The sequence below is a fragment of the Enterobacter sp. Ag1 genome (genome assembly GCA_000277545.1).
In the GTDB taxonomy this organism is placed as follows: Bacteria; Pseudomonadota; Gammaproteobacteria; order Enterobacterales; family Enterobacteriaceae; genus Cedecea.
The window spans coordinates 252,545-274,661 of record AKXM01000031.1; the positions used below are offsets into that span (position 1 = coordinate 252,545).

At 50.9% G+C, this 22,117-nt stretch carries 14 protein-coding genes and 1 pseudogene; 7 read left to right on the forward strand and 8 right to left on the reverse strand.

The genetic code is table 11. The annotated features are described in order from the left end of the window. Positions 1–51 precede the first annotated feature (51 nt). Together A936_RS13160 and A936_RS13165 are read left to right on the forward strand one after the other, a co-directional pair. Complete coding sequence (locus tag A936_RS13160) at positions 52–1,395, forward strand: MFS transporter (protein ID WP_008458523.1); 1,344 nt, start codon at positions 52–54, stop codon at positions 1,393–1,395. 120 nt (positions 1,396–1,515) lie between these two features. Beyond that, a complete protein-coding gene (locus A936_RS13165) occupies positions 1,516–2,784 on the forward strand; it encodes a chloride channel protein (protein WP_008458525.1) in 1,269 nt (422 codons plus the stop codon). Between the two features lie 5 nt (positions 2,785–2,789). Here A936_RS13165 and A936_RS13170 read toward each other — a convergent pair whose 3' ends face one another. After that, a complete protein-coding gene (locus A936_RS13170; protein ID WP_008458527.1) occupies positions 2,790–3,731 on the reverse strand; it encodes an AraC family transcriptional regulator in 942 nt (313 codons plus the stop codon). Positions 3,732–3,892: 161 nt separating this feature from the next. Here A936_RS13170 and A936_RS13175 point away from each other — a divergent pair, with 161 nt between their 5' ends. Next, positions 3,893–4,729, forward strand: coding sequence for an oxidoreductase (locus tag A936_RS13175; protein WP_008458529.1), 837 nt, complete (start codon positions 3,893–3,895; stop codon positions 4,727–4,729). 64 nt (positions 4,730–4,793) lie between these two features. Here A936_RS13175 and A936_RS13180 read toward each other — a convergent pair whose 3' ends face one another. Further along, on the reverse strand, positions 4,794–6,320 hold the full coding sequence (locus A936_RS13180) for a peptide MFS transporter (RefSeq protein WP_008458531.1): 1,527 nt from the start codon (positions 6,318–6,320) through the stop codon (positions 4,794–4,796). Positions 6,321–6,842: 522 nt separating this feature from the next. On the opposite strand from A936_RS13180, the gene olsF reads away from it, so the two are divergent. From olsF to A936_RS13195, 3 genes are all read left to right on the forward strand, one after another. Continuing rightward, positions 6,843–8,558 carry a bifunctional ornithine lipid synthase OlsF gene (gene olsF, locus A936_RS13185; RefSeq protein WP_008458533.1) on the forward strand — a complete coding sequence of 572 codons (1,716 nt, stop codon included), beginning with the start codon at positions 6,843–6,845 and terminating at the stop codon, positions 8,556–8,558. Positions 8,559–8,673: 115 nt separating this feature from the next. Beyond that, the gene (locus tag A936_RS13190; RefSeq protein WP_008458534.1) at positions 8,674–9,324 is read left to right on the forward strand and encodes an epoxyqueuosine reductase QueH; all 651 of its coding nucleotides are present in this window, start codon (positions 8,674–8,676) and stop codon (positions 9,322–9,324) included. Between the two features lie 792 nt (positions 9,325–10,116). Next, entirely contained in the window at positions 10,117–13,410 is a 3,294-nt protein-coding gene (locus A936_RS13195; protein ID WP_083845850.1) for an autotransporter outer membrane beta-barrel domain-containing protein, read from the forward strand. A gap of 99 nt (positions 13,411–13,509) precedes the next feature. Here the strand turns inward: A936_RS13195 and A936_RS13200 are convergent, their stop codons facing one another. The 6 genes and pseudogenes from A936_RS13200 to A936_RS13230 form a co-directional block, all read right to left on the reverse strand. Then, entirely contained in the window at positions 13,510–14,358 is an 849-nt protein-coding gene (locus A936_RS13200) for a hypothetical protein (protein ID WP_157141414.1), read from the reverse strand. 930 nt (positions 14,359–15,288) lie between these two features. Beyond that, complete coding sequence (locus A936_RS13205; RefSeq protein ID WP_008458541.1) at positions 15,289–15,852, reverse strand: DUF1440 domain-containing protein; 564 nt, start codon at positions 15,850–15,852, stop codon at positions 15,289–15,291. A gap of 341 nt (positions 15,853–16,193) precedes the next feature. Beyond that, a pseudogene (locus A936_RS13210) lies at positions 16,194–16,514 on the reverse strand (integrase core domain-containing protein); the annotation flags it as partial. 259 nt (positions 16,515–16,773) lie between these two features. Next, positions 16,774–19,920, reverse strand: a complete 3,147-nt coding sequence (locus A936_RS13220) for an inverse autotransporter beta domain-containing protein (protein ID WP_237717582.1) — start codon at positions 19,918–19,920, stop codon at positions 16,774–16,776. A 209-nt stretch (positions 19,921–20,129) separates the two neighbouring features. Continuing rightward, the gene (locus A936_RS13225; protein ID WP_008458549.1) at positions 20,130–20,741 is read right to left on the reverse strand and encodes a helix-turn-helix domain-containing protein; all 612 of its coding nucleotides are present in this window, start codon (positions 20,739–20,741) and stop codon (positions 20,130–20,132) included. Beyond that, entirely contained in the window at positions 20,738–21,241 is a 504-nt protein-coding gene (locus tag A936_RS13230; protein WP_008458550.1) for a hypothetical protein, read from the reverse strand. Before A936_RS13230 ends, A936_RS13225 begins: the two co-directional genes overlap by 4 nt. A gap of 580 nt (positions 21,242–21,821) precedes the next feature. Between A936_RS13230 and A936_RS23960 the strand changes: the two genes are divergently transcribed. Beyond that, positions 21,822–22,117, forward strand: a 296-nt coding sequence (locus tag A936_RS23960; RefSeq protein ID WP_353591820.1) for a CSS-motif domain-containing protein, incomplete at its 3' end; no start/stop codon positions are given.

Here is a 22,117-nt window from a genome sequence, read left to right on the forward strand (position 1 = left end):
TCATCAAATGATGAAAATGATTCATCACAGAGAAAATAGCAGGAAACGCCGATGACACAAACTTATGCGAAACCCGCCGCCGGGTCCTGGCGCGCTTTATCCGCGCCCGGCATTGCACAGGCGCTGATTGCGCTGGACTATGCAATTGTCTACGTCGCGCTCCCCACGCTGGCGCAGAGCCTGAATCTTTCTCTCAGCGAGATGCAGTGGGTGGTTTCCCTGTATGGCCTGACGTTTGCCGCCCTCTTGCTGGCGGGCGGCAGCCTCTGCGACCGGCTGGGGGCACGCCGGATGTTCAGCTTCGGCATGGCGCTGTTTTTACTCTCGTCAGCGGTTGGTGGGCTGGCGCAGGGCGGCACGCTGCTGCTCATTGCCCGCTGCGGACAGGGGATGGCGGCAGCGTTGTTGCAGCCTGCGGTACTGGCGCTGATGGCGCAGCGGTTTCACGGCGAGGCGCACCGACGGGCGCTGGCGATATGGAGCGCCATCGGCGCGCTGGGTCTGGTTGCGGGCGTGATACTGGGCGGGATCCTGGCCGCGCTGGACTGGCGAACCATTTTCTTTATTAACATTCCGCCGGGGCTGCTTGCGCTGTGGCTGGTTCGCCGGGATTATCTCCCGCTCAGCACGCAGGGCGAAAAACAGCAGACGGGCATCGGGTCGCTGGTCGGGTGCTTCGCCGCCGGGGCACTGGTCTGGGCGCTGATGCGCTATGGCGAAACCGGGCAGCCTGACTATATTGCCAACCGCTTCGCCGTTGCCATGGGGATCCTGTTTATTCTGCACGAGCGCTACGCCCCTCAGCCTTTACTGGCCCGCTCGCTTCGCGCTCTGCTGGGCCTGCAAACGGGCTGGCTCAGCAGCGCCTGTTATATGGCAAGCGTGGGGAGCCAGTTTTATGCCATGACGCTATTCTGGCAGCAGACGCTGCAGCAGGATGCCGTTACCACCGGGCTGATGTTCACGCCGCTCGCGCTATTAATCGTCGCGGGCAATACTCTTTTTACCCGCCTGACGGCCCGTTACGCCAGCGCCACGGTTTTGGCCGTCGGGTTTGCCTGTTCGGCACTGGGGCTGGGGCTGCTGTCCGTCGGGGTGGCGTCCCCGCTGTCTGCAGTATTTATCAGTGGTATCGCCTTAAGCGGGCTTGGCCACGGGCTCATCTTCCCGGCGATGTTCGCTGTGGGGCTGTCATCCACCCCGCTTGATCAACAGGGACGCGCCAGCGCCCTGATGGCCACCAGCCAGTATATGGCCGGGGCAATGATGCTGGCGGTGCTTTCCGTCGTGCTCGGGCAGGCTCCCGATATAACACAGTGGGCAACGGCTTTCCGGCTGCTGGGCGCTGCCGCTGTGGCAGGCATGCTGCTTGCGGCATGCCAGAAAGCGAGTTAAACAAGGGCAATCTGCGTGGGGAAAGGTGAGAGAGATTCGGGCCGGATGAATGCTACATTTATACTAACTGTTTAATTCTTCTCCCTTATCATCGAATTTTCCCGCGTTAAGGATCCCAATATGACCCAGCAAGCTGACCAGGCTGACGCTAAACACTACCTTGTGCGCCTGATTGCGGTCGTACTTACCGGCATTCTTGCCGGCATCGCGGGGATGCTTCTCGCGCTGATTTTACACGCTATTCAGCACCTGGCTTTTGGCTACAGCATTGACCAACTGGTTGGGAGCGAGACGTTCCTTGAGGGCGTGACGGACGCCACGCATTTACGCCGGGTCGCGGCGATTCTTGGCGGCGGGGCCGTCGCCGGATTTGGCTGGTGGCTGCTCGCGCGTTACGGCAAGAAAAGAGTGTCTATCGCTGCCGCCGTGGCAAATCCTGCCGTGCCGATGCCTACGGGCACCACCACTGTTCATGCTTTGCTGCAAATCATTACCGTTGCGCTGGGTTCCCCGCTCGGGCGTGAAGTGGCCCCTCGGGAAATGGGCGCGCTGGCGGCCGGGCTCCTCGCCCGGAAGTTCAGCCTGCAGCCGGATGAAACCCGGACGCTGATTGCCTGCGGCGCGGGCGCGGGCCTGGCTGCGGTGTATAACGTGCCCCTTGCCGGAGCGCTGTTCACGCTGGAAGTGCTGCTGATCTCGTTCAGCTGGGAGAAAGCGCTGGCGGCGGTTATCACTTCGGCAGTAGCGGCCTGGGTCGCCACGCTGGGGCTGGGGGATGAGTCGCAGTATCACTTCGCTTCTTTTGCGCTTCCCCACGCGTTTATCGCCTGGGCCATTGTTGCCAGCCCGCTGCTCGGTTATGCAGCCTGGCTGTTCCGCAAGGCGACAACAAGCGTGAGAACGCAGGTAAAAACTAACTGGCAGATGCCGGTATTTTGCCTGCTGGCCTTTGCGCTGCTGGCCGTGCTTAGCCTGTGGTTCCCGCAGCTGCCGGGCAACGGCAAAGGTCCGATGCAGCTTGCCATCAGCAACGGCCTGAGCTTTAACTTCGCGGCGATTTTGCTGGCGCTGAAAATGCTGGTGATCCTCGCCGTCCTGCGAGGCGGCGCTGAGGGTGGGCTGCTGACGCCGGGCTTAACGGTGGGCGCTTTGCTAAGCCTGCTGCTGGCGGTGGTCTGGCAGTTTGTCTTCCCTGGCGGGGACGTGGGCAGCTTTGCGCTGGTCGGTGGCGCGGCGTTTTTAGCCGCTTCGATGCAGATGCCAATCACCGCCGTGGCGCTGGTGATGGAGTTTACCCATATGGATCACGGCTATTTTGCCCCCGCGCTGCTCTGCGCCGCCGGGGCTTATACAACCTGCCGAATTCTGGATAAGAAATACCGGTACTAACCTCTTCAGTGGGAAGAGATAAATGCCGACTCTGCAAGCGGGGCCGGCATGGAAAAATGCTGCCGCATGCGCGCCACCTCGCTAAGCGGCGTGAGCCCAAAAAGACGCTTAAATTCGCGGCTGAACTGCGACACACTTTCGTAGCCCACGCGGGCGCTGGCCGCCGAAGCGGTCAGATCGTTTCGCAGCATCAACAATCTCGCCTGATGCAGTCTTGTGGATTTGAGATATTGCATGGGGGAAGTGTTGGTCACCGCTTTGAAATGGCTGTGGAAAGTGGGCACGCTCATGCCCGCTTCTTTTGCCAGAGCATCAACGTCCAGATGCGCATTAAATTCAGCATGAAGCTTGCGCAGCGCCTTCGCCACTTTGCCAAACTGCCCCTGCATCGTCAGCGCGCTGCGTAACGTCTGCCCCTGCGCGCCCGTCAGTACCCGATAATAAATCTCCCGCATCATAGCCGGCCCCAAGAGATCGGCATCCAGCGGCGTCGACATCACCTGGAGGAAACGCAGTACGGAGGCGCTCATCGCTTCGTCCATCGGGCTGGACATCATGCTGCGTGGCTCGCAGGCCAGCTCAATGCCTCGGCCATCGAGCGCGAGCATCACCTCCGCAGCCAGCGTAAAGTCTAACCTCATGTAGATAGCCAGCATGGGTTCTTCGGCGCTGGCCTCCGTTTCCATGGTGAACGGCACGGGCACGGAAACCATCAGGTAGTGCTGGGCATCATATAAATAGACATCCTCACCTAAAAAACCCCGTTTACGCCCCTGCACCACAATCACAATGCCGGGCTCATAAAGAACCGGGGTTCGCATCAGCGGGCGATTAGAGCGTAAGAAACGGACTTCGTTCAGCGCGGTGAGATTGTAGCCTTCATGCGGGGTTAACCGATCCAGAAGCTCAACCATTTGTTTACTGGCCAGAAGGCTGGCGTTTGTCATAGCGGTTCATCTGGCCAAGGGAAATGTTGGCAGAGTCTGGCAGTGAAACCTCACCTCGTCCAGACACCTCATAGGAATAGGCAAACATCAGAGAGGATCCAGGCTACTCACTCAGTCCTTCCAGCCCTACGATTTACCTCCCATTAACGGAGGACATAATAATGAGCCAGTCGAAGTTATTTTTAATTACCGGCGTCAGCAGCGGCTTTGGCCGTTCGCTGGCAGAAGAAGCCCTGAAAGCCGGACACCGCGTGGTTGGAACCGTGCGTAATCACCAGGCGAAGGAAGCCTTTGAGGCGCTGGCACCCGGCAAGTGTTTTGCCCGAATTCTGGACGTCACCGACTTTGATGCCGCAGCCCCGCTGGCGGCTTCGGTGGAACAGGAGATTGGCGCTATTGATGTACTCGTCAACAACGCAGGCTACGGGCACGAGGGGGTGATGGAAGAATCCCCGATGAGCGAACTGATTCACCAGTTCAACGTCAACGTATTTGGCGCCGTCGCGATGATAAAAGCCTTTTTGCCTGGGTTCCGCACTCGTCGTACGGGCCATATTATCAATATCACTTCGATGGGCGGCTTTATCACCCTGCCCGGTATCAGCTACTACTGCGGCAGCAAATTTGCCCTGCAGGGCATCTCCGAAACGCTGAGCAAAGAGCTCCTGCCTTTTAATATCGCGGTCACCGCCGTGCAGCCCGGTTCCTTCAGAACCGACTGGGCCGGGCGATCTATGGTGCGAAGCCCGCGCAGCATCAGCGATTATGACCAGAGCTTCGGCCCGATTCGCGACGCGCGCCAGAAACGCAGCGGGCAGCAGCCGGGCGATCCGATCAAAGCCGCCAAAGCAATTTTGGCGCTTATCGACAGCCCTCATCCACCGGCAACCCTGCTCCTGGGCAGCGACGCCGTTACCTTCGTCAAAGAGAAGCTTGAGCGAATGGAAGCAGATATTGAGGCGTGGGAAACGGTAAGTCGTTCGACTGATGTGCAGTAGCGGCCCACAAAATAAAAAGGCCCGGTACCCCATAAAGGCTACCGGGCCAGGTGCTTAAAAACCGTTATTTAGCTTCGTTGGCATCCGCGTTTCTCAGCATGTTTCTGACCGGAATAATCAGCGCGGCCAGCACAACGGCGCAGATAACCAGGGCGATAGAGACGTGGGAGAACAGCTCCGGCATCAAGCTAAGCTGATCTTTTTTGATGTGCCCGCCCATAATACCCGCCGCCAGGTTACCCAGCGCGCTGGCGCAGAACCACAGCCCCATCACCTGGCCGCGCATTTTCTGCGGTGCCAGCAGCGTCATGGTCGCGAGGCCGATTGGGCTCAGACACAGCTCACCGAGGGTCAGCAGCAGGATGCTCCCTACCAGCCAGAACGGAGAAACGCCGCTCTGCGTCGCCAGCACCTGGTTTGCCGCCGCCATCATCACCGCAAAACCTGCCGCCGCAAACAGAATGCCGATAACGAATTTCGTCATGCTGCTCGGGTTCAAATTACGCTTAGCCAGCGACGGCCAGAACCAGCTGAAGACCGGGGCTAACAGGATAATAAACAGCGCGTTGATCGACTGGAACCAGATCGTCGGGATTTCAAAGCTGCCCATCTGGCGGTCGGTATAGTCACGCGCAAAGATGTTGAAGGAGGTCGGCTTCTGCTCAAAGGCAGACCAGAAGAACGCCGCCGCAATCAGCAGGATCAGGCAGGCCAGCAGGCGCGAACGCTCGCTGCTGGTTAAGCCCGCAAAGAAGAACATAAACAGGAAGTAGAGGCCCACGCAGGTAGAAATGATGTAGGCGGAGCTTTTCGCTATCACCGTCGGGTTGAACGGAATCGTACCATTGGAGATAAGTACCACCAGCCCGGCAAGCAGCGCCATGGCAAGCGTCACCCATTTACCGACGTTTTTACGCTCGGTCGTCGGGCGGTTCCAGGTGGAATCCAGGCCGACTTCTTTGTCGTAGCGGCGCATTTGCGGAATGGCGTAGAAGCGGAAGATGAACAGCGCAACCAGCATCCCTAAGCCACCCAGGCCAAAGCCCATATGCCAGCCGTATTTTTCATGCAGCGGGCCGATGATCAGCGGGGCAATAAACGAGCCCATATTGATGCCCATGTAAAACAGCGAGAAGCCCCCGTCGCGGCGGGTATCTTCTTTTTTGTACAGCGTGCCGACCATGACGGTAATACAGGTTTTGAACAGCCCGGTTCCCAGGACGATCAGCAGCAGGCCGACAAAGAAGAAGGTGTTGCCCACGAATGCCGACAGCGCAATCGAGAGGTGGCCGAGGGCAATAATCAGCGAGCCATACCAGACGGCGCGGCGCTGCCCGAGCCAGTTATCGGCCAGCCAGCCGCCCGGTAAAGACGTGATATACACACCGCCGGCGAAGATCCCGACAATGGCGGATGCCTGCTCAATCGGCAGCCCCATCCCGCCCTGAAGCAGCGCGGCGCTCATAAACAGAATGAGCAGCGGGCGAACCCCGTAGAAAGAAAAACGTTCCCACATTTCGGTGAGGAAGAGCGAACTTAACGGGTACGGATGCCCGAAAAATGTTTTTGTTTTCGTCGCAGAGTGACTCATCTGTGAACTCCCATAGGTTATCTTTTTTTTGATGCGGTGTTGATAAAACGCCGTTCCCGGCGTTCGGTTGCAGATTTTTAATCATAGGCTGGTCGTTAGCCAGCGGCGGCTACTTTAGCGTAGATCGTTGAAAAATCATCAGGACGAAGAGTAACTTTAGTGTCTAATAGAGGGTTTTTAGATTAAAAATCGACTTAACTCTCATTTTTCATGATAAAAATCTCATTAAATGCGCTTTCATCTTGACAATAAAATCTCAAACAACCAAAATTAAAATTCATTAAAAACAATTAATTAAATAAAAATCACGCTTTTTCACGAAACACTCGCCATTAACCTACAACTCATCAGGGTTTACCCCATTACCTAAGCCCAAAATCGCGTTAACCCCCCATCGATGTATCACTGCGGAATAAAAAATCGGCACCGCTTCTGCGCGTATCCCTGAAACATCACCTCACTGACACGAAAACTTCATCTTTTGCTTATACTTTCACCAACAGGAAGTTAGGAGGAGCTGACATGTTTAGTATCGATAACGTACTTGACGATCTTTGGCCTCAGGCTAAGCCTGCACCCTGGCAAAAAAATCTGTTAAGACGCCTGCTGCATGAGGAAGAGTTTCAGGCCTTTGCCGGGCAATACCCTCATCTTCGTGGCCTCGACATGGTCGAACAGGTACTGGACCACCTGCAAATCCGCTGTAATATCTCTCCCCGTGAATTAGAAAATATCCCTGAAAGTGGCCCCGTGGTGATGATGTCCAACCATCCAACGGGCACGCTTGATGGACTGGCGCTGCTGTATGCCGTTTCCCGCGTCCGCCGCGATGTTAAAGTCGTCACCAATCGCCTGCTCAATCACCTCGAACCGCTGAGTTCTCTGTTTATCCCGGTCGACAATATCAATGGCCGCACGCCTAAATCATCGCTTGTGCAGATGGAACAGCAGCTGCAAAACGGCGGCGTACTGATCTTTTTCCCGGCGGGAGAAGTGTCTCGTTTATCCCGGGAAGGCATTGCCGAAGGACACTGGCACACCGGCTTCATTAAGCTTGCCGCGAAGTACCGCGTGCCGCTTCTGCCGGCCTTTATCCACGCGCGTAACAGCGCCCTGTTTTATGCTGGCACGATGGTTTCCCCTGCGCTGCCGTTGCTGCTGCTGATGCAGCAAATGTTCCGCCGCCGCAACTCCACTTTGCCAATCACGCTTGGCCAGCGCATTCCCTGGGAAAGCTGGCATAGTCCACAGCAAATCCCGCGCGAACTGGCTAAAAAGTGCCGCCAGCACGTTCAGCTGCTGGGTAAAGGGCTGTCCGGCAAATTCACAACGGAAAGCGCGATTGCCCGGGCGGAAGACCGGGCCACGCTGCGCCGGGAGCTGGCTAAAGCCGAGTGTCTGGGCCGAACCGCCGACGATAAAGTGATTTATCTTTGGCAGCGAAACGACACCAAAGAAGAGGCTCCGCTGCTGCGCGAGCTTGGTCGCCTGCGTGAGATAGCATTTCGCGCCGTAGGTGAAGGCTGCGGCAAACGCCGGGATCTCGACAGGTATGATGACGATTACCTGCATTTAATCCTTTGGGATGAGCAGGACCTGGAGATCGTCGGCGCCTACCGCTTTATGCCTACCGCTCAGCAGATCAAAAAACGCGGTTTAGACGGGCTTTACAGCTATAGCCTGTTCCACTACGACGAAAAAATGGACGATGTGCTGCAGCACGGCATCGAGCTGGGGCGCAGCTTTATTCAACCTCGCTACTGGGGCCGCCGTGGCCTGGACTATTTATGGTCGGGGATTGGCGCTTACCTGGCCCGTTACCCGCAATATCGCTACCTGTTCGGCCCGGTATCTATTTCCGGTGGCCTGCCGCCGGACGCACGCGATCTGCTTGTCGCCTTTTATCGGCTGTGGTTCCCGGCGAGCCATCCGCTGGCCTCGTCCCGCAGCCCTTACCCGGCAAGCCTCCCCGACGTGCTGGCGCAGTTCAAGGGAGAGGATTACGGCGAAGATCTGACTCGGTTAAAATCCCTGCTCAGCAATATGGGCTGCGGCATCCCGACGCTGTATAAGCAATATTCGGAACTCTGCGAGCCGGGCGGTGTGCAGTTTATTGATTTTGGCAGCGACCCGGCCTTCAACAACTGCGTCGATGGGCTGGTGCTGGTGGATTTAACGTTCCTGAAAAAAAGCCGCTATGAGCGGTACGTCGGGATGCATTTATCAGGGCAGGAATAACTGTTAGCTAAGGTGGGAGAAGCAGTCTCCCGCCTCACCTTAAGCTGGCAAAGCCCATTGACCACAATTTTAGTGGTACAATCCACGCCGTTTTCCTTCTTTCCGCCAACATATCATGACAACCACCGAATTTAAGCGCCCGAAGCTTGTGCTGCCGGACGGTGCAAACAAGCTGTTATTGCATACCTGCTGCGCGCCCTGCTCTTCCGAAGTCATCGAGGCTTTGCTTGCCTCGGATATCGACTTTACGATTTTTTTCTACAATCCCAATATCCATCCGCAAAAGGAGTATCTCATCCGTAAGGAGGAGAATAAGCGGTTTGCCGGGCAACACGGCGTGCCCTTCATCGACGCGGATTATGATGCCGATAACTGGTTTGCGCGCATGAAAGGTATGGAATGGGAACCCGAGCGCGGCGCGCGCTGTACGGCCTGTTTTGATATGCGCCTGGAGCGCACCGCGCTGTACGCGGCTGAACACGGCTTCGAGGCGATTTGCAGTTCGCTGGGAATTTCACGCTGGAAGAATTTTCAGCAGGTTTGCGAATGCGGCCAGCGAGCAGCGGCGCGTCATCCGGGAATGTTTTACTGGACCCACAACTGGCGTAAGCAAGGTGGCTCCGCGCGCACGGTAGAGATCTGCAAACGCGAGCAGTTTTATCAGCAGGAGTATTGCGGCTGCGCTTATTCTTTGCGGGATGCCAACGCTTATCGAACATCGCAGGGGAAAGCGTTAATCAAGCCGGGTAACTATAAACATGTTTAAGAAAAGGGAATCAAGGGAACAATGCTCAAGTATTTAAACATAAATTAGTGAACATATGAAATAACGGGAACTATTCCGAAAACTATCGCGTAGAGTCTGGTAAATAACCAGATGTAACAATTCTTCTCACTTGGAGCGGGTTAATCTATATGCGTTAGCGCTTTATCTATTGAGTGATAAATGAGCACCCAAAAATAAATTTAACGATGAAGTTGCGCCTTAATATATAGAGGCTAAGGAGTCGATGAACCAAGACAACTGGGGGAATAGAAACATCAACCTCATAACTCAATGATATTACTTACCAATCCACTTGAATTCTCTAAATTTTTCTCATAAAACATCTCTCCTAAATAATACAACCTTAAGGTTCACCAAGCTCACGGGGAATAAAATACATTTTTTCGTAATGTCAATAACTTTCAGTAACAAACTTTGGTGCTTTTTTTTGACATTTATTTAATTTGGTATTCTTTGTACTCTCGTCTGGGAATGAACTCACATACGTGAACTCTTCATATGAGGATGAATAAGGCGCAAATAAATGCATGTTCATTGATAGTAACTCGCCACAAGTATTGATAATTATTTTCCCTAGTGTACTTGGTATAGTAACGGGCGGTAGCTTACCTGAAAGCGCCATAAGAAAAGGAGCATGCCCCCCTATCTGATAATGCTAATACATTAATATTTTTTTTTGCAAAGATTCAAAGCAACCTCATAAAAATAAAAACACCAGAGTATCAATTATAAATTACCCACTCATTAACACCAGAGCTTAAGGAATATGCTTTGAAAATTAAAAAAATTGCCATGTCGATTTCCATGATCGCTTATGGAATAAACTTTGGAGTTTCAGCATCAAGTGACACTGTATACGAAAGTGGTTCAAGAGAATTTGCAAGCTTTCTCACGTACAGTGAAAAATATAATACCTCATCAAATTTTGTTGTTACAGGATCGGGCACATCAATTGCCGCAAAGTATACTAATACATTACCGCTAAGCGGCACCATAAGTATCGGTAACGGTGCTGCATCGGGCGATAAAGAAGCTTATATGCAGGTGCAAAATGGTGCAACTGTGTTAGCAGAGCAAAATATTTTCATTGGAAGCGATAACAGTCTGTCGTCATATATTGTAGTTTCCGGAAATGGCTCCTCACTAACCAGCCCCCAGATCCGTGTTGGTAATGCTGGAGGAGGTAAAAACAATATTCTCAACATTATCGATGGCGGCAAGGTTAACTCGTTTGATGTTTACACCGGATATGGCGCTGAAGGCACGATTAACGTACAGGGAAATGGTTCAGCTCTGACTGTAAAGCCTGGCCGCGATGCGGCCGGCACCCCATTTCAGCAATTAACAATTGGATCTCAAGGTTTTATCGGAGAACTAAACGTATCCGATGGAGGTATTGTTAATGTCTCTAATGGAGCATTACTAAGTATGGGGGGGACTGGTTACGGCCGAGGTGGAACTGGATATCTCAATATATCTAATGGTGGCATTGTCAATGCAGATATGCTCGCTGCCGGTAACAGCAATGACAATTCTGACACCGCTATTACCGTCATGGGTGAGGGCTCAGCGTTAAATGTTAATACTTTCTATCTCGGCGCAGATGAAGGTACAGCCAAAACTACGGTTACCGACGGAGCAAGCATCACCGTTGCAGACAAATTATACCTTGCGACAAGTTCTGCTGGCACTACGGAGATGATCATTTCCAATGGCGGCAAACTGTCCATTGGCGGGCAGAACGGCATTGTTTATGGGGGAAGCAGTATTCCACCCCTTTTTACTCTCGACGGTGGAATCCTTCAGGCATACAAATCGACGCTAACATCCAGCATCGATATCAATCTAAATGGAAATAGTATCTCTTCATTAGACACTAACAGTGTAGGCATGTCACTTTCAGGCATTATAGCAGGTACGGGCAGCCTACAAAAATTAGGAGATGGAACGCTGATTTTAGGCGGTAACAATACTTATACTGGCGATACTCTGATTGAGAAAGGAACGCTCAAGACGGGTGTGGAAAATGCAATCATGACCTCCCACAGCTTGGTCGTTAACTCTGGTGCCAGTTTAGATCTTGGAGGTTACAATCAGCAAGTAAATGCCCTATCCGGAAAAGGAGAGATTCTACTAGGCGATAATACCCTCACGGAAAATAATACTGCTGGCACCGCTACCACATTTTCAGGCAAGATTTCTGGCAGGGGAGGCATAAGTAAAAATGGTGAAGGCAGCTTTATTTTATCCGGAACCAACACTTACACAGGTACTACTACGGTCAGCCGCGGCACACTTAAAACCGGTGTTGAGGATACTTTTGCCTCCACCTCCGGTGTGACGGTAGCTGAAGGTGCGACCCTTAATCTCAGCGGCAACAGCCAGACCGTCACCACACTGAACAACAGTGGTACCGTATTAATTAATGATACCGGCGCAGATGCACTGCCGAAAGCAGTAACACTGTACGGTGACATGATTAACAGCGGACTGGTAATGATTAATAACGGAGCCACTAATGCGGGCCAGACCCTGGCCGTGGAAGGCGACTGGACCGGAAATGGCGGTACAGTTTCTCTCGGAACTGTGCTGGGTGGCGATGACAGCCTGACAGATAAGCTGACCATCAGCGGGAATGCTTCCGGCACCACCTACATCAGGGTCGCCAACGAAGGCGGTATCGGGGCACAGACCCTGGAGGGAATTGAAGTTATTTCCACCGGTAACTCCGCCTCCGGTGCCTTTATTCAGAAAGGGCGAATTGTAGCCGGCAGTTATGAGTATCATCTCCAGCAGGGTACCCCTTCCGGCATGAATAACAATAACTGGTATCTCACCAGTCAGAGTGAAAATAATAACGGTAATAACGGTAATAACGGTAATAACGGCAATAACGGCAATAACGGCAATAACGGCAATAACGGTAATAACGGTAATAACGGTAATAACGGTAATAACGGTAATAACGGTAATAACGGTAATAACGGTAATAACGGTAATAACGGCAATAACGATAATAACGGCAATAACGATAATAACGGTAATAGTAATGGAACTCATAACAATGCTGATACCGGACACACTTATCGTCCTGAGCGAGGAAATTACGCCGCCAACCTTCAGGCAGCCGCAACAATGTTCAACATGCGTCTCAAAGACCGTCAAAGTGGCATGATATACACAAACCTGGCCACCGGAGAGCGTCACGAAAGTAGTCTGTGGGTACGCTCTGTGGGGGGCCATACGGAAGGACATGTCTCGGACGGTCAGTCAAAATACGCCGCAAACCGGATAGTCTTCCAGATGGGGGCAGATATCTTCAACGGCAGCACCGGCAACGACGATGCGTGGCATCTTGGTCTGATGGGCGGCTACGGTAAACAGTACAGTAATTCCCGTAACACTTTGTCCGGTTATAACTCAAAAGGCTCTGTGTGGGGTTACAGCGCTGGTGTCTACAGCACCTGGCACCAGAATTCGAAGGACAAAACCGGCCTGTATGCAGACAGCTGGATGGCATGGAACTGGTTCGATAACTCCGTTAAAGGTGATGAACTGGCGTATGAGAAGTACAAATCAAAAGGTCTGAGCGCGTCACTGGAAACGGGGTATGTTTTCCATACGGGTTCATACAGAACCTCCGGCGGAATGGAAAACAACGTTTACATAACGCCCCAGGCACAGGTGCTATGGTCCGGCGTGAAAGCCGATAATCACACGGAAGTCAACGGTACGAAAGTGGAAGGCAGGGGAAGTGATAACGTCCAGACACGCCTGGGTGTACGCTTGTCAATGACCGGACAGAGCCATCATGACAAAGGTTCCTTCCGTCAGTTTGAACCTTTTGTGGAAGCAAACTGGGTTTATACCGCGAAGGATTATGGCGTGAAGATGGGTGAAAGCAGTGCATATCTTCAGGGGCAACGCAATGTGGCAGAGCTAAAAACTGGTGTTGAGGGCCACATAAGCGAAAATCTGAGCGCATGGGGCAACGTGGCGCAACAGATGGGGTCAGGTAGTTACCGGGACACTCAGGGTATGCTGGGAGTGAAATACGCCTTCTGACAAGAAGGAATACGGTAGAACTCTAAAGCGCCTCTCTGGAGGCGCCAACCTAAAAAAATCATACAGAGATGAGTCATTATAATAATAGCCAGAACAGACTTAATCAGCATTGTCTGAAAGATGCCCGCCTTCCAGCCCAAACTGCACGAAAGAAAAGTAATAAGCCATATACGAAGTAAACATTTTAACAAAAGACTCATAAATAGTTATCTCACCAGTTTTTTTGTTAAAAGAGAGCATATTTATTTCTTCGGCCGCAATTAGTATATTTCTCAAGTGCGTTCTAGAAACACCACATTCTTTAGATACTAAGCTTAATATCGCTTTTGGCTTATTATCCTCTATGGCAAGCATATAGAGATAAACAAGAATCATATGGCCTGAATCTTTTGAAATAAAAACATCCAAATCATTGACAAAATTAATAATAAATAGTGAAGATCTGTGGATTTTTGCGTATGATTTAAAAAAAACAGAAATCTGATCATCAGATATAATCTTAGGATTATATGGGCCTTCAAACATCAAGCTTAGTGCAGGAACCATTGTGTTCAACAATTTTATAATATCTAACCTACCTTTTCTTGTTATCTTAAAACTTTTTTTCCTTTTGTCATTATCACTCTCCCTAAGTGAAATCCTTCCACTAACATTAAATAACAACAACAAAGATGTAATTGTATTATGACTAACCAACCCCGTAGTCAAACACTCGCTCACAACGTCAGACAAAAAAGCTTCATCCTTATTAAAAAAAACAGATGCAGTCACAGTCGAAATGACAAAGCGATTATTACTAAATATATATTTATAATATAACCTATCTTTCTTGAACTCTTCAATCATAAGCCTACAATGCGTTTCAACTGCAGGAATAAATAGACTATCTCTTGAGATAACTTTATAGAGATGCTGTATTCTGTTGTAAACCTTTAATTTCAGCTCCATATTCAAAACCTTTTTCAACATGTTTGGTAATTAAAATCATCCTTCATCCTCATTATACAATAAAATCACACAACTACTTAATAACTGTTTCATATATTGACGAGCGTGAACACTCTCATCTATTTACATAAAAATCAATAGCAAACAACAGCACAAAAAGTAAAAACATTAAATAATAATTATAATTTATTATTTAGCATCACAGGCCAATAAAGTTTGTTGCGCTAGTGAACTATAGTTCTGTAGATACCCAGTATTTTATAATAAATTAATCGCCGTATACTTAAAGTGGTTAAAACAAAAAAATTGATATGCTGAATTAATTGCAAAATAAAAATCGCTCCTTACACAAAAAAATATAATTAATGATCCACATCAATATTCAGACTCCAGACTGCGCGCCATCACAAATAAATGATGCCAATTTTCAAATTAGAAAAAAAAGAAATTAATTACTACTCAAGGGCTACAAATGAGATCTGTTTTCAGGAAATTACTTTATTACAGCGGAAGTTACACCCCCCTTGCAGGATAAGACTAAAAAAATCAAAGGATATATTTCATATAGCCATATTTAGATATGTATATGCAACAATATCAATTTACATTTAATTTTTTGAAAGTTACGAAAATTGAAAAAAAACTAGTTAAATAAATTGAAATTCGTTAATTTTGAATATTAACCTTGGGACATGCGGAAAATCATTCTTCGTAAAAAAGATAAAAACAAGATTTGATTAAACTGACACCCCTTCAAAGAGATTAAATGCAAGCTGTTAACTTTAAAATAACTCACTTTAACTAAACTAACAAAAACACACTTGGCTGGGTAACTATAGTTCTGGAAACATTTTCACTCGTACAATAATAAAACCCCACTACCATACTGTAAAAATCTATCCTTGGCAGGCCTAAGCCTGCCAAATATATTTACTTAACGATATCTTTCGTCCATACACCAATAATAGGCCGAGAAAAAATTGCCAATACTGCAATGAGGCTAAACTCAATTGATACAGACCAACAAATATGCCCTAATAGTTCACTCCAGAATTCGTAACCGTTCAAATTCCACAGCCAACCAGTTTTTCCGCCAAGGTAAACTGGATAACGGAAACCCAGTGCAGGTATAAGGAATCCGTGCATAACAAACGTAATGATGACTCCATAAGCCGCACCATACCAAAGTCTAACTTTTGGCACATAAGCTGAGAGTAAAATATAAATGCCAGCAAAGATAAAACTAAATAGCCAATGATAGAGCATTACAGCACCGGGAATAGTAATTCCTTGGTATATGTAATCCATCGAGTGCGAGTTAACCCCCAGCCAGCCCAACCAGGCATCAATGTTCAACGCGGGAGGAGAAACTTCCCCTGCGAGACGAGGTGGCATATTAACTTCAGTACCTGATTTAACTAATGAGCTTATCGCACCACCAATGAAAGTCGCCCACAACAAAATGCGTACGTTAGTTTTTTTCCATGCGCTCATAATTTATCCTTAAAAGTAAAATTGATACCATCATACACCTCAATCAAGTTACTGGATGTTTCTGTACGCGTCAATATTTTACGTTTCTTTAATATCTAATGATACGCAATTGAATCAATATACTTTTAATTTGTTATTTACGCTCTGCTGCGTGGAGGATAGTGCAGTCAATCAGTAAGAGATCACAGTTAATATTATTGAAAGCTATTGGTGTAACATCATTATTTTAAATCACGAAATTTAATTCACTACACTGCCCCCTTTTCTATGATGACTGACTTGTTGGCCTAAAGTAAGATTGACCCCGAATATGCTCCAGTCATAATCAGGAATAACCGGCTTCATGTTGGTTGCATGTTCTGGCAACCGGCAGACTTTTCAGCAAATTCGGACGGGGTCATCCAGCCCAGCGCAGAATGAGGACGTCTCTGGTTATAGTATATGCGCCAGGCTTCGATTTTGCACCGGGCATCCTCCAGCGACATGAACCAGTTTTCGTTCAGGCACTCCTGCCGCAGTCTGCCGTTGAACGACTCCACGGTCGTATTGTCCGTGGGCGTTCCCGGTCGTGAGAAGTCGATGCGGATCCCTCTTTCGTACACCCATTTGTCCAGCATTTTCCCTGCAAATTAAGAGCCATTATCGGTTTTCAGCAATTGTGGGTGTTGTGGTTCACGCAGGCCGGGATGCAGGCCATCGCCCCCCGCGCCAGAAATAAACACCTTCAGCAGTGCCGCCGGCTTTATGAGCAAATCCGCAACCTGAGCCCGCAGCGTCAGGCAGCCCGGACGGGCGCTCAGCGCCAGCTTCTCCTTTATCTCCATCATTCATTCTCCTCATTCACCCCCGCGGGAGCGCGGGGGTGAATAAAAAATCATCATTAAAAATAAAAACCAAAGGTTAAAAACTAAAGACTAAATGCTAAAGACCCTGACGACACACGACGGCTACATCCCTGACTACCGCGGATTGTTTATCGTTATCCCGGTAGTTCACGTTCCCATTGCCGAGCGTAACCACGTAGTGCGCTGTGCTGTCATACTCATCTGATGTCCAGGAGAATGCTGAGCTGAACCCTTTACTATACGAAGACATGTCACCCCACTCATTCCACAGATGGCCTATCGCACTGCGTTTTGAAACGGTTCCTAGTTTGCTGGCGGTCATCTGTAGAACCGTTGGCATACTATACCCTGACTGCGATGAGCAGTACGTGTTTGCCTCAGCCCAGGTATTAGTTGTAGCTCCGCTATTTATGAACCAGCTCTTAAGCGTGAAGCTGTACTTAATGATTTTCCCCTGACCACTGGTCGGGGTGCCGGTGATGGTCACTTTACTGCCCGTCCCCGTGCCGGTGAACTTCACCACTCCACTGGCCACTGATACCCAGCTGGCGTCGGATTTCCATGTGTAGTCAGTCGCGCTCTTGCTGTCCTTCGGCACGATGGTGAACGTCGCCCCGGTAAAGCCGGTGGTCGGGAATGTCCCCTCTTCACTGGTCTGTGTAAAGGTGTAAGCATTGACATGCGTATTGATGGATGCGGGGGCCTCATCTCTCAGCGTAATGGCATACTTCTCAGACTTCGGCGGCGTGTCCCACCCGGCAAGCTTCAGCGATGCCTGATTGTCTGTGCTCATCGTCCCTGCCGTGTACGTCGCCGTGTAGGTTCCGTCGCTGTTGTCCTTCCAGCTGCTGTCCGTTTTAAGCGTTGCGTTCGGCACCGTCACCGTGGAGGTGGTCAGCAGGCCCGCATCGCCCGTCAGGGCCGTGCCGTTCCTGTCCTTCAGCGTCACCTTGATGGTGATGTCGTCGCCTGAGACGTAGGTGTCCTTGTCCCGCGCGATGAGGGACTGGCTCTGGTCCGGCGTGGTGGCCGTCAGCGTCACCGTTGCACTCAGACTGCCTATCGCGGTACCGTTGTACTCCGGCACCACGGTATATTGACCCGCCGTGGTCCCCTTCAGGGTAGCCGTGTAGGTACCCGCTGTGCTGCTCTCCGTGATGGCGCTTTCCGTGATGATACCGCTGGCCAGTGTCTGACCACCGCTGTCTTTTACCGTGAATGTCAGACTGTCCTTCAGCCCCGTCAGGGCGTTACCCTGCGCGTCCTTCGCAACCAGTGTCAGCGTAGAGGTGGCCGCGTTGTCAGCCGCAATGGTCTCCGGGCTCGCCGTGAACACCGACTGTCCCGCATCCGGCGTGGTGCTGCTGATGGTCACTCCGGCCGGGGAGAGCGTGACGCCACTTACCGACGGTGTTAACGTCACCGTCTCAACATCCGTGCCCGCCGTCACCGTCACGGTGTACACGCCCGCGGATTTTCGGGTCAGTGCCGATACCGTGGCGCTTTTCAGCGTGCTGTTTTTCAGGCTGATGTCCTTCACATCCATGTCCACCGCCTGGTTATTCCCGTCCCGCAGACTCAGGGTCAGAGCCTGCACACTCCTGCCGTCCGCAGCCAGCGAAGAGGTGGCGGGCGTGAACGTACTCTGCACCGCGCTGACCTGAGGCGCCTGCACCGTCACCTGAGTTTCAGCCTGATTTGAGCGGTTTCCTTTTCTGTCCACCGCCACACCCTGCACGGTATAGCTGTTGACGTCAGCCCGGTAAACCGGCATCACCACGGCCCAGCCCTCTCCGCTCTGCACGATTTTTCCTCCCGCGGCGATGAGTAATGAAGCCGACCAGTCAATGCGCTCCAGACCGTACTTGCTGTTGACGGATACCCCCAGAGACTTCTGCTCCCCGGTATGCCCCGTCACCAGATCGGCCGTCTTCAGGCGAATAACCTCTTTCTTGCGGTACTCCAGCACGATGTTGTTATTGCGCTCCACCAGGTCATATCTGCTACCGGCCAGGCTGCGCATGGCAGCCACCGCGTCCGGATTAATCTGGTGCTGCCAGGGCATACCCAGCTGGTAATTCATGTCCACGCCAAAGCGTGTTTCGGCGTTTGACCCGGCCCCCTGACGCTGCTCTGCACTGAACGTCAGCAGCGGCACCGGCGTATAGTTAATCCCCGCCGTAATGGCGTGCGGGTCACGCTGTCGACTGTCAATGCCGAACAGGGCGACTTCTTTGCCATAGTACTGCTCATAGGTCAGCTTGCCGCCGAGCTGCGGCAGCGCCGGAAGCCAGTACTGTGCCCTGACATCCCAGCCTCTGGCCGGACGCTCCTGGTAATCGGTCAGGTCAGGGGAATCCTTCCACCCGGTCAGGGGGATATATCCGTTAAAGCCCAGCTTCAGGAAGTCTCGCCAGTATTCAAGGCCGGCGCCGGCACGGGCGTGGTCCCGGGACAGGTCGTAATCGAGAAAGCTGTTGGCACCGAACATCCATGCATCATAGAAGCGCCGGACGCCGGCACCAAGATTAGCCTGAGTCCGGTCATCGGTGCGGTGAATGCTGCCCTGAGAAAAAACAAGCCTGTCCTTTTGTTCGTACAACGGGACAAGCAGGTCAAGTTGTGAGTTTTTCAGAGAGAAATTTTTATCCGCATCCAGCTGCACTCGGGCCGTACCGAAACGACTCAGCCACTGCTGAATTTCACCACTGGCAGCACCGCTCGCCATCCCGCGCGCCATGGACGCTGCCGCGTCGCTTCTGGTGCTGGCTGAGATGAAATTACCGGCCTGTGAGGCATAGCCGGCGACTTTCGTCTGCGCATCATCTTCCTTTTCCTTTTTGTCTGAAACCGCCCCTGACGGCGTATCATCCCAGCGAACTTCCGGGAGCGGAGCCACAGGAACGTCCAGCTCATCCCCCGCCTGCAGGTGGTCAAATCCGTGAGCGAAAGTGCGGAACTGGTTCAGTTTACGCAGTGAATCTACGGACATATTGTATTTTCTGGCAACGGACGAAACGCTCTCCCCTTCACCAAGGGTGTACACCCGGGTCTGCATTGCTGAAACTGCCTGCTCATGCAGAAAACGTCCGTCACTGCCGGCCGTGCCGGCGACCGCGGGCGTAAAAGCGACCGCCAGGGGAAAGGCTGCCTGTACGGCGATGTTTAGCCAGGCAAATAATCGCATTCTCAGCGACACGGGAACTAAGGATGATGTCTTCACAAATGACTCCATAAATTACGCCGGTTCTGTCCGGACGTCGGCTGTGTACAAATAAGTGAGTTCCAGAGAACGGGGGTTGTAAGTTGCAATGCCGTGATGCGTCAGCTGCCGTTTCTCTGAAGGCCACTCCACGGCGCGATACGGAGGCTTGCATCGGGAGGGGCTCCCCCCTTCCTTCTTGCATCCTCATGCCGCTTCAAATTTGTTTTCTATTTATTAACGCCCTCTAAGCCAAAAATGCCTGGTAATCCCTGGTTTCGTTCATTCACAAACTGTAGAAATGCCAGTTGCCGCATTCCGGTCTTCTCAAGAATTTTTTTTCGATGTGCGTAGAGTGTCTTTAAGGGTTTTCCGGTTATACGGGAAACCAGATGAATGCTCATCCCTGACAAAAAAAACGGCAGCATGTGACGTTCGGTGAGTGTCAGGTTAATATTTTTGATACGGGCAAATTTTCCCTGTGAGTATTGCCCTGACTGACGTAAAGCCAGGCGTAACGAGGTAATATCCTGTCGCTGACTAACGCAGAGGTATCTCTGATTTGCAAACGGACATAACCTGCCGCTCTGTTCGCAGGCCAGCCAGACCAGGATGGCATCTGGTCGAAGCGCATGAAGGGTATTCAGGGCCGACCACTCCCCCCGGAGCACAATCCGGCTGTCCACCGCGATGATGACCCGCCCGGCAGCCCTGACCTCCGGAGGCAGGTATGGCGAACTGAACCCGATACGGAGGGAGTCCATTTCAGGCAGCAGTGCAGCAAGCCCCGTGTATAACCAGTGGTTTTCAGTCAATACAATCAGCATCACGTCGTTTTTCATATCCCGCACCGCTTCATGTAAACGGACATTCCCTTGTGCGTGAGCTGCATTTTCTCTGATAGCTCCTGGTATACGCAGGCCGTGCATAGAATGGTGCAGGGGATATCTTTCATACTGACTGCCCGCATGAATAAGTGCAGAAGCCTGAATTCAAAAGGCGTGAGAAAACGGGTTTCGGAGTATTGGATATTTTTTTCTCCGTTGTCAGGTGCCTGCCTAATCTCACCGGCAACCCGCTCAGGCCTGCAGTCTGAGGGGAATATGGCATATACAGAGGTAAACTCGGTCAATAATAAGAGCGGCAATGGATATAGCGCCTGGCAGGGGATAACAATGCCCCTTTTTAAATTAAAAACCTGAGGACATATTAAAAATATATAAAATGGAAATTCATCAAGATTAACAAAGTAAAGATTTTCTCTGCCCGCTATCTCAGCAATAGCCATGAACCCCTTTCCAGAAAGAGGCTCATTTTCGGGCCAGCACGCGCACTTATCCATGTGATTTTCCTTCCCAGGATTAAAAACCAGGCTATTACTTACGAGCAAAAAAAGAACGGCTACAGATGAAAATAAACAATCTCAGTCAGACGCTATGGTGTTGTTTACACATAGAATTCTCGCGACAACAGTGTATTTTGATCATTATACACACAATCAAAGGATAGTCAAAAACGATCAATTATAACCACATGATAGCCTGTGACTATCAAAAGGTGGTAATCGATCGATGTCGCCTGTATTAATCAAGCATCAGTTTGAAAATATTAAGTGCGCGGGTGGGAATAAACAACAATAACCGAGAGGGAGATGTTCCAGGTAAACTCATATCACTGAAACCTGAATGAATTGCACAATTTTGTATTTATCACCTGCGTGAGCATCAGCCTGTTAACTTTAAAAAAATGGATATTTGAGCAACTTTGTATTTATGATGGTGTTTTATTCTTTGTGAACGCCAATGAGCCATATGAAAACAATATCACCCAGGCCATTTCAGTTATGGATGACCCTTGCCGGAGCAACGGTGATGCTCTGTATTATTCTTATATGCTCGGGTTTGTGGATGCAGTACCGCGCAATGACTGCTGGTGTGAGCGGTATACTCAGGCTTACTGATGAATACTATCAACCAGCATCCGCCACGCTTAGTCGGATTAGTGAAGCAGGTGCTCATGACTGCGAAACAATCCTGCCGTTGCTGACATCTCTGGCAACGCTAACACCTTACACCAGGAGCGCGGGGATCATTTCAGGCAAGACAATAATCTGTTCCTCCTTCAGCGGAAATAAATCCTGGCCTGTTAAAAGCATTTTTCCGGATGTGAGTGTGTCTGACGGGAATATGCCGGCAGTGGCCTCATCAATCTCGATGAA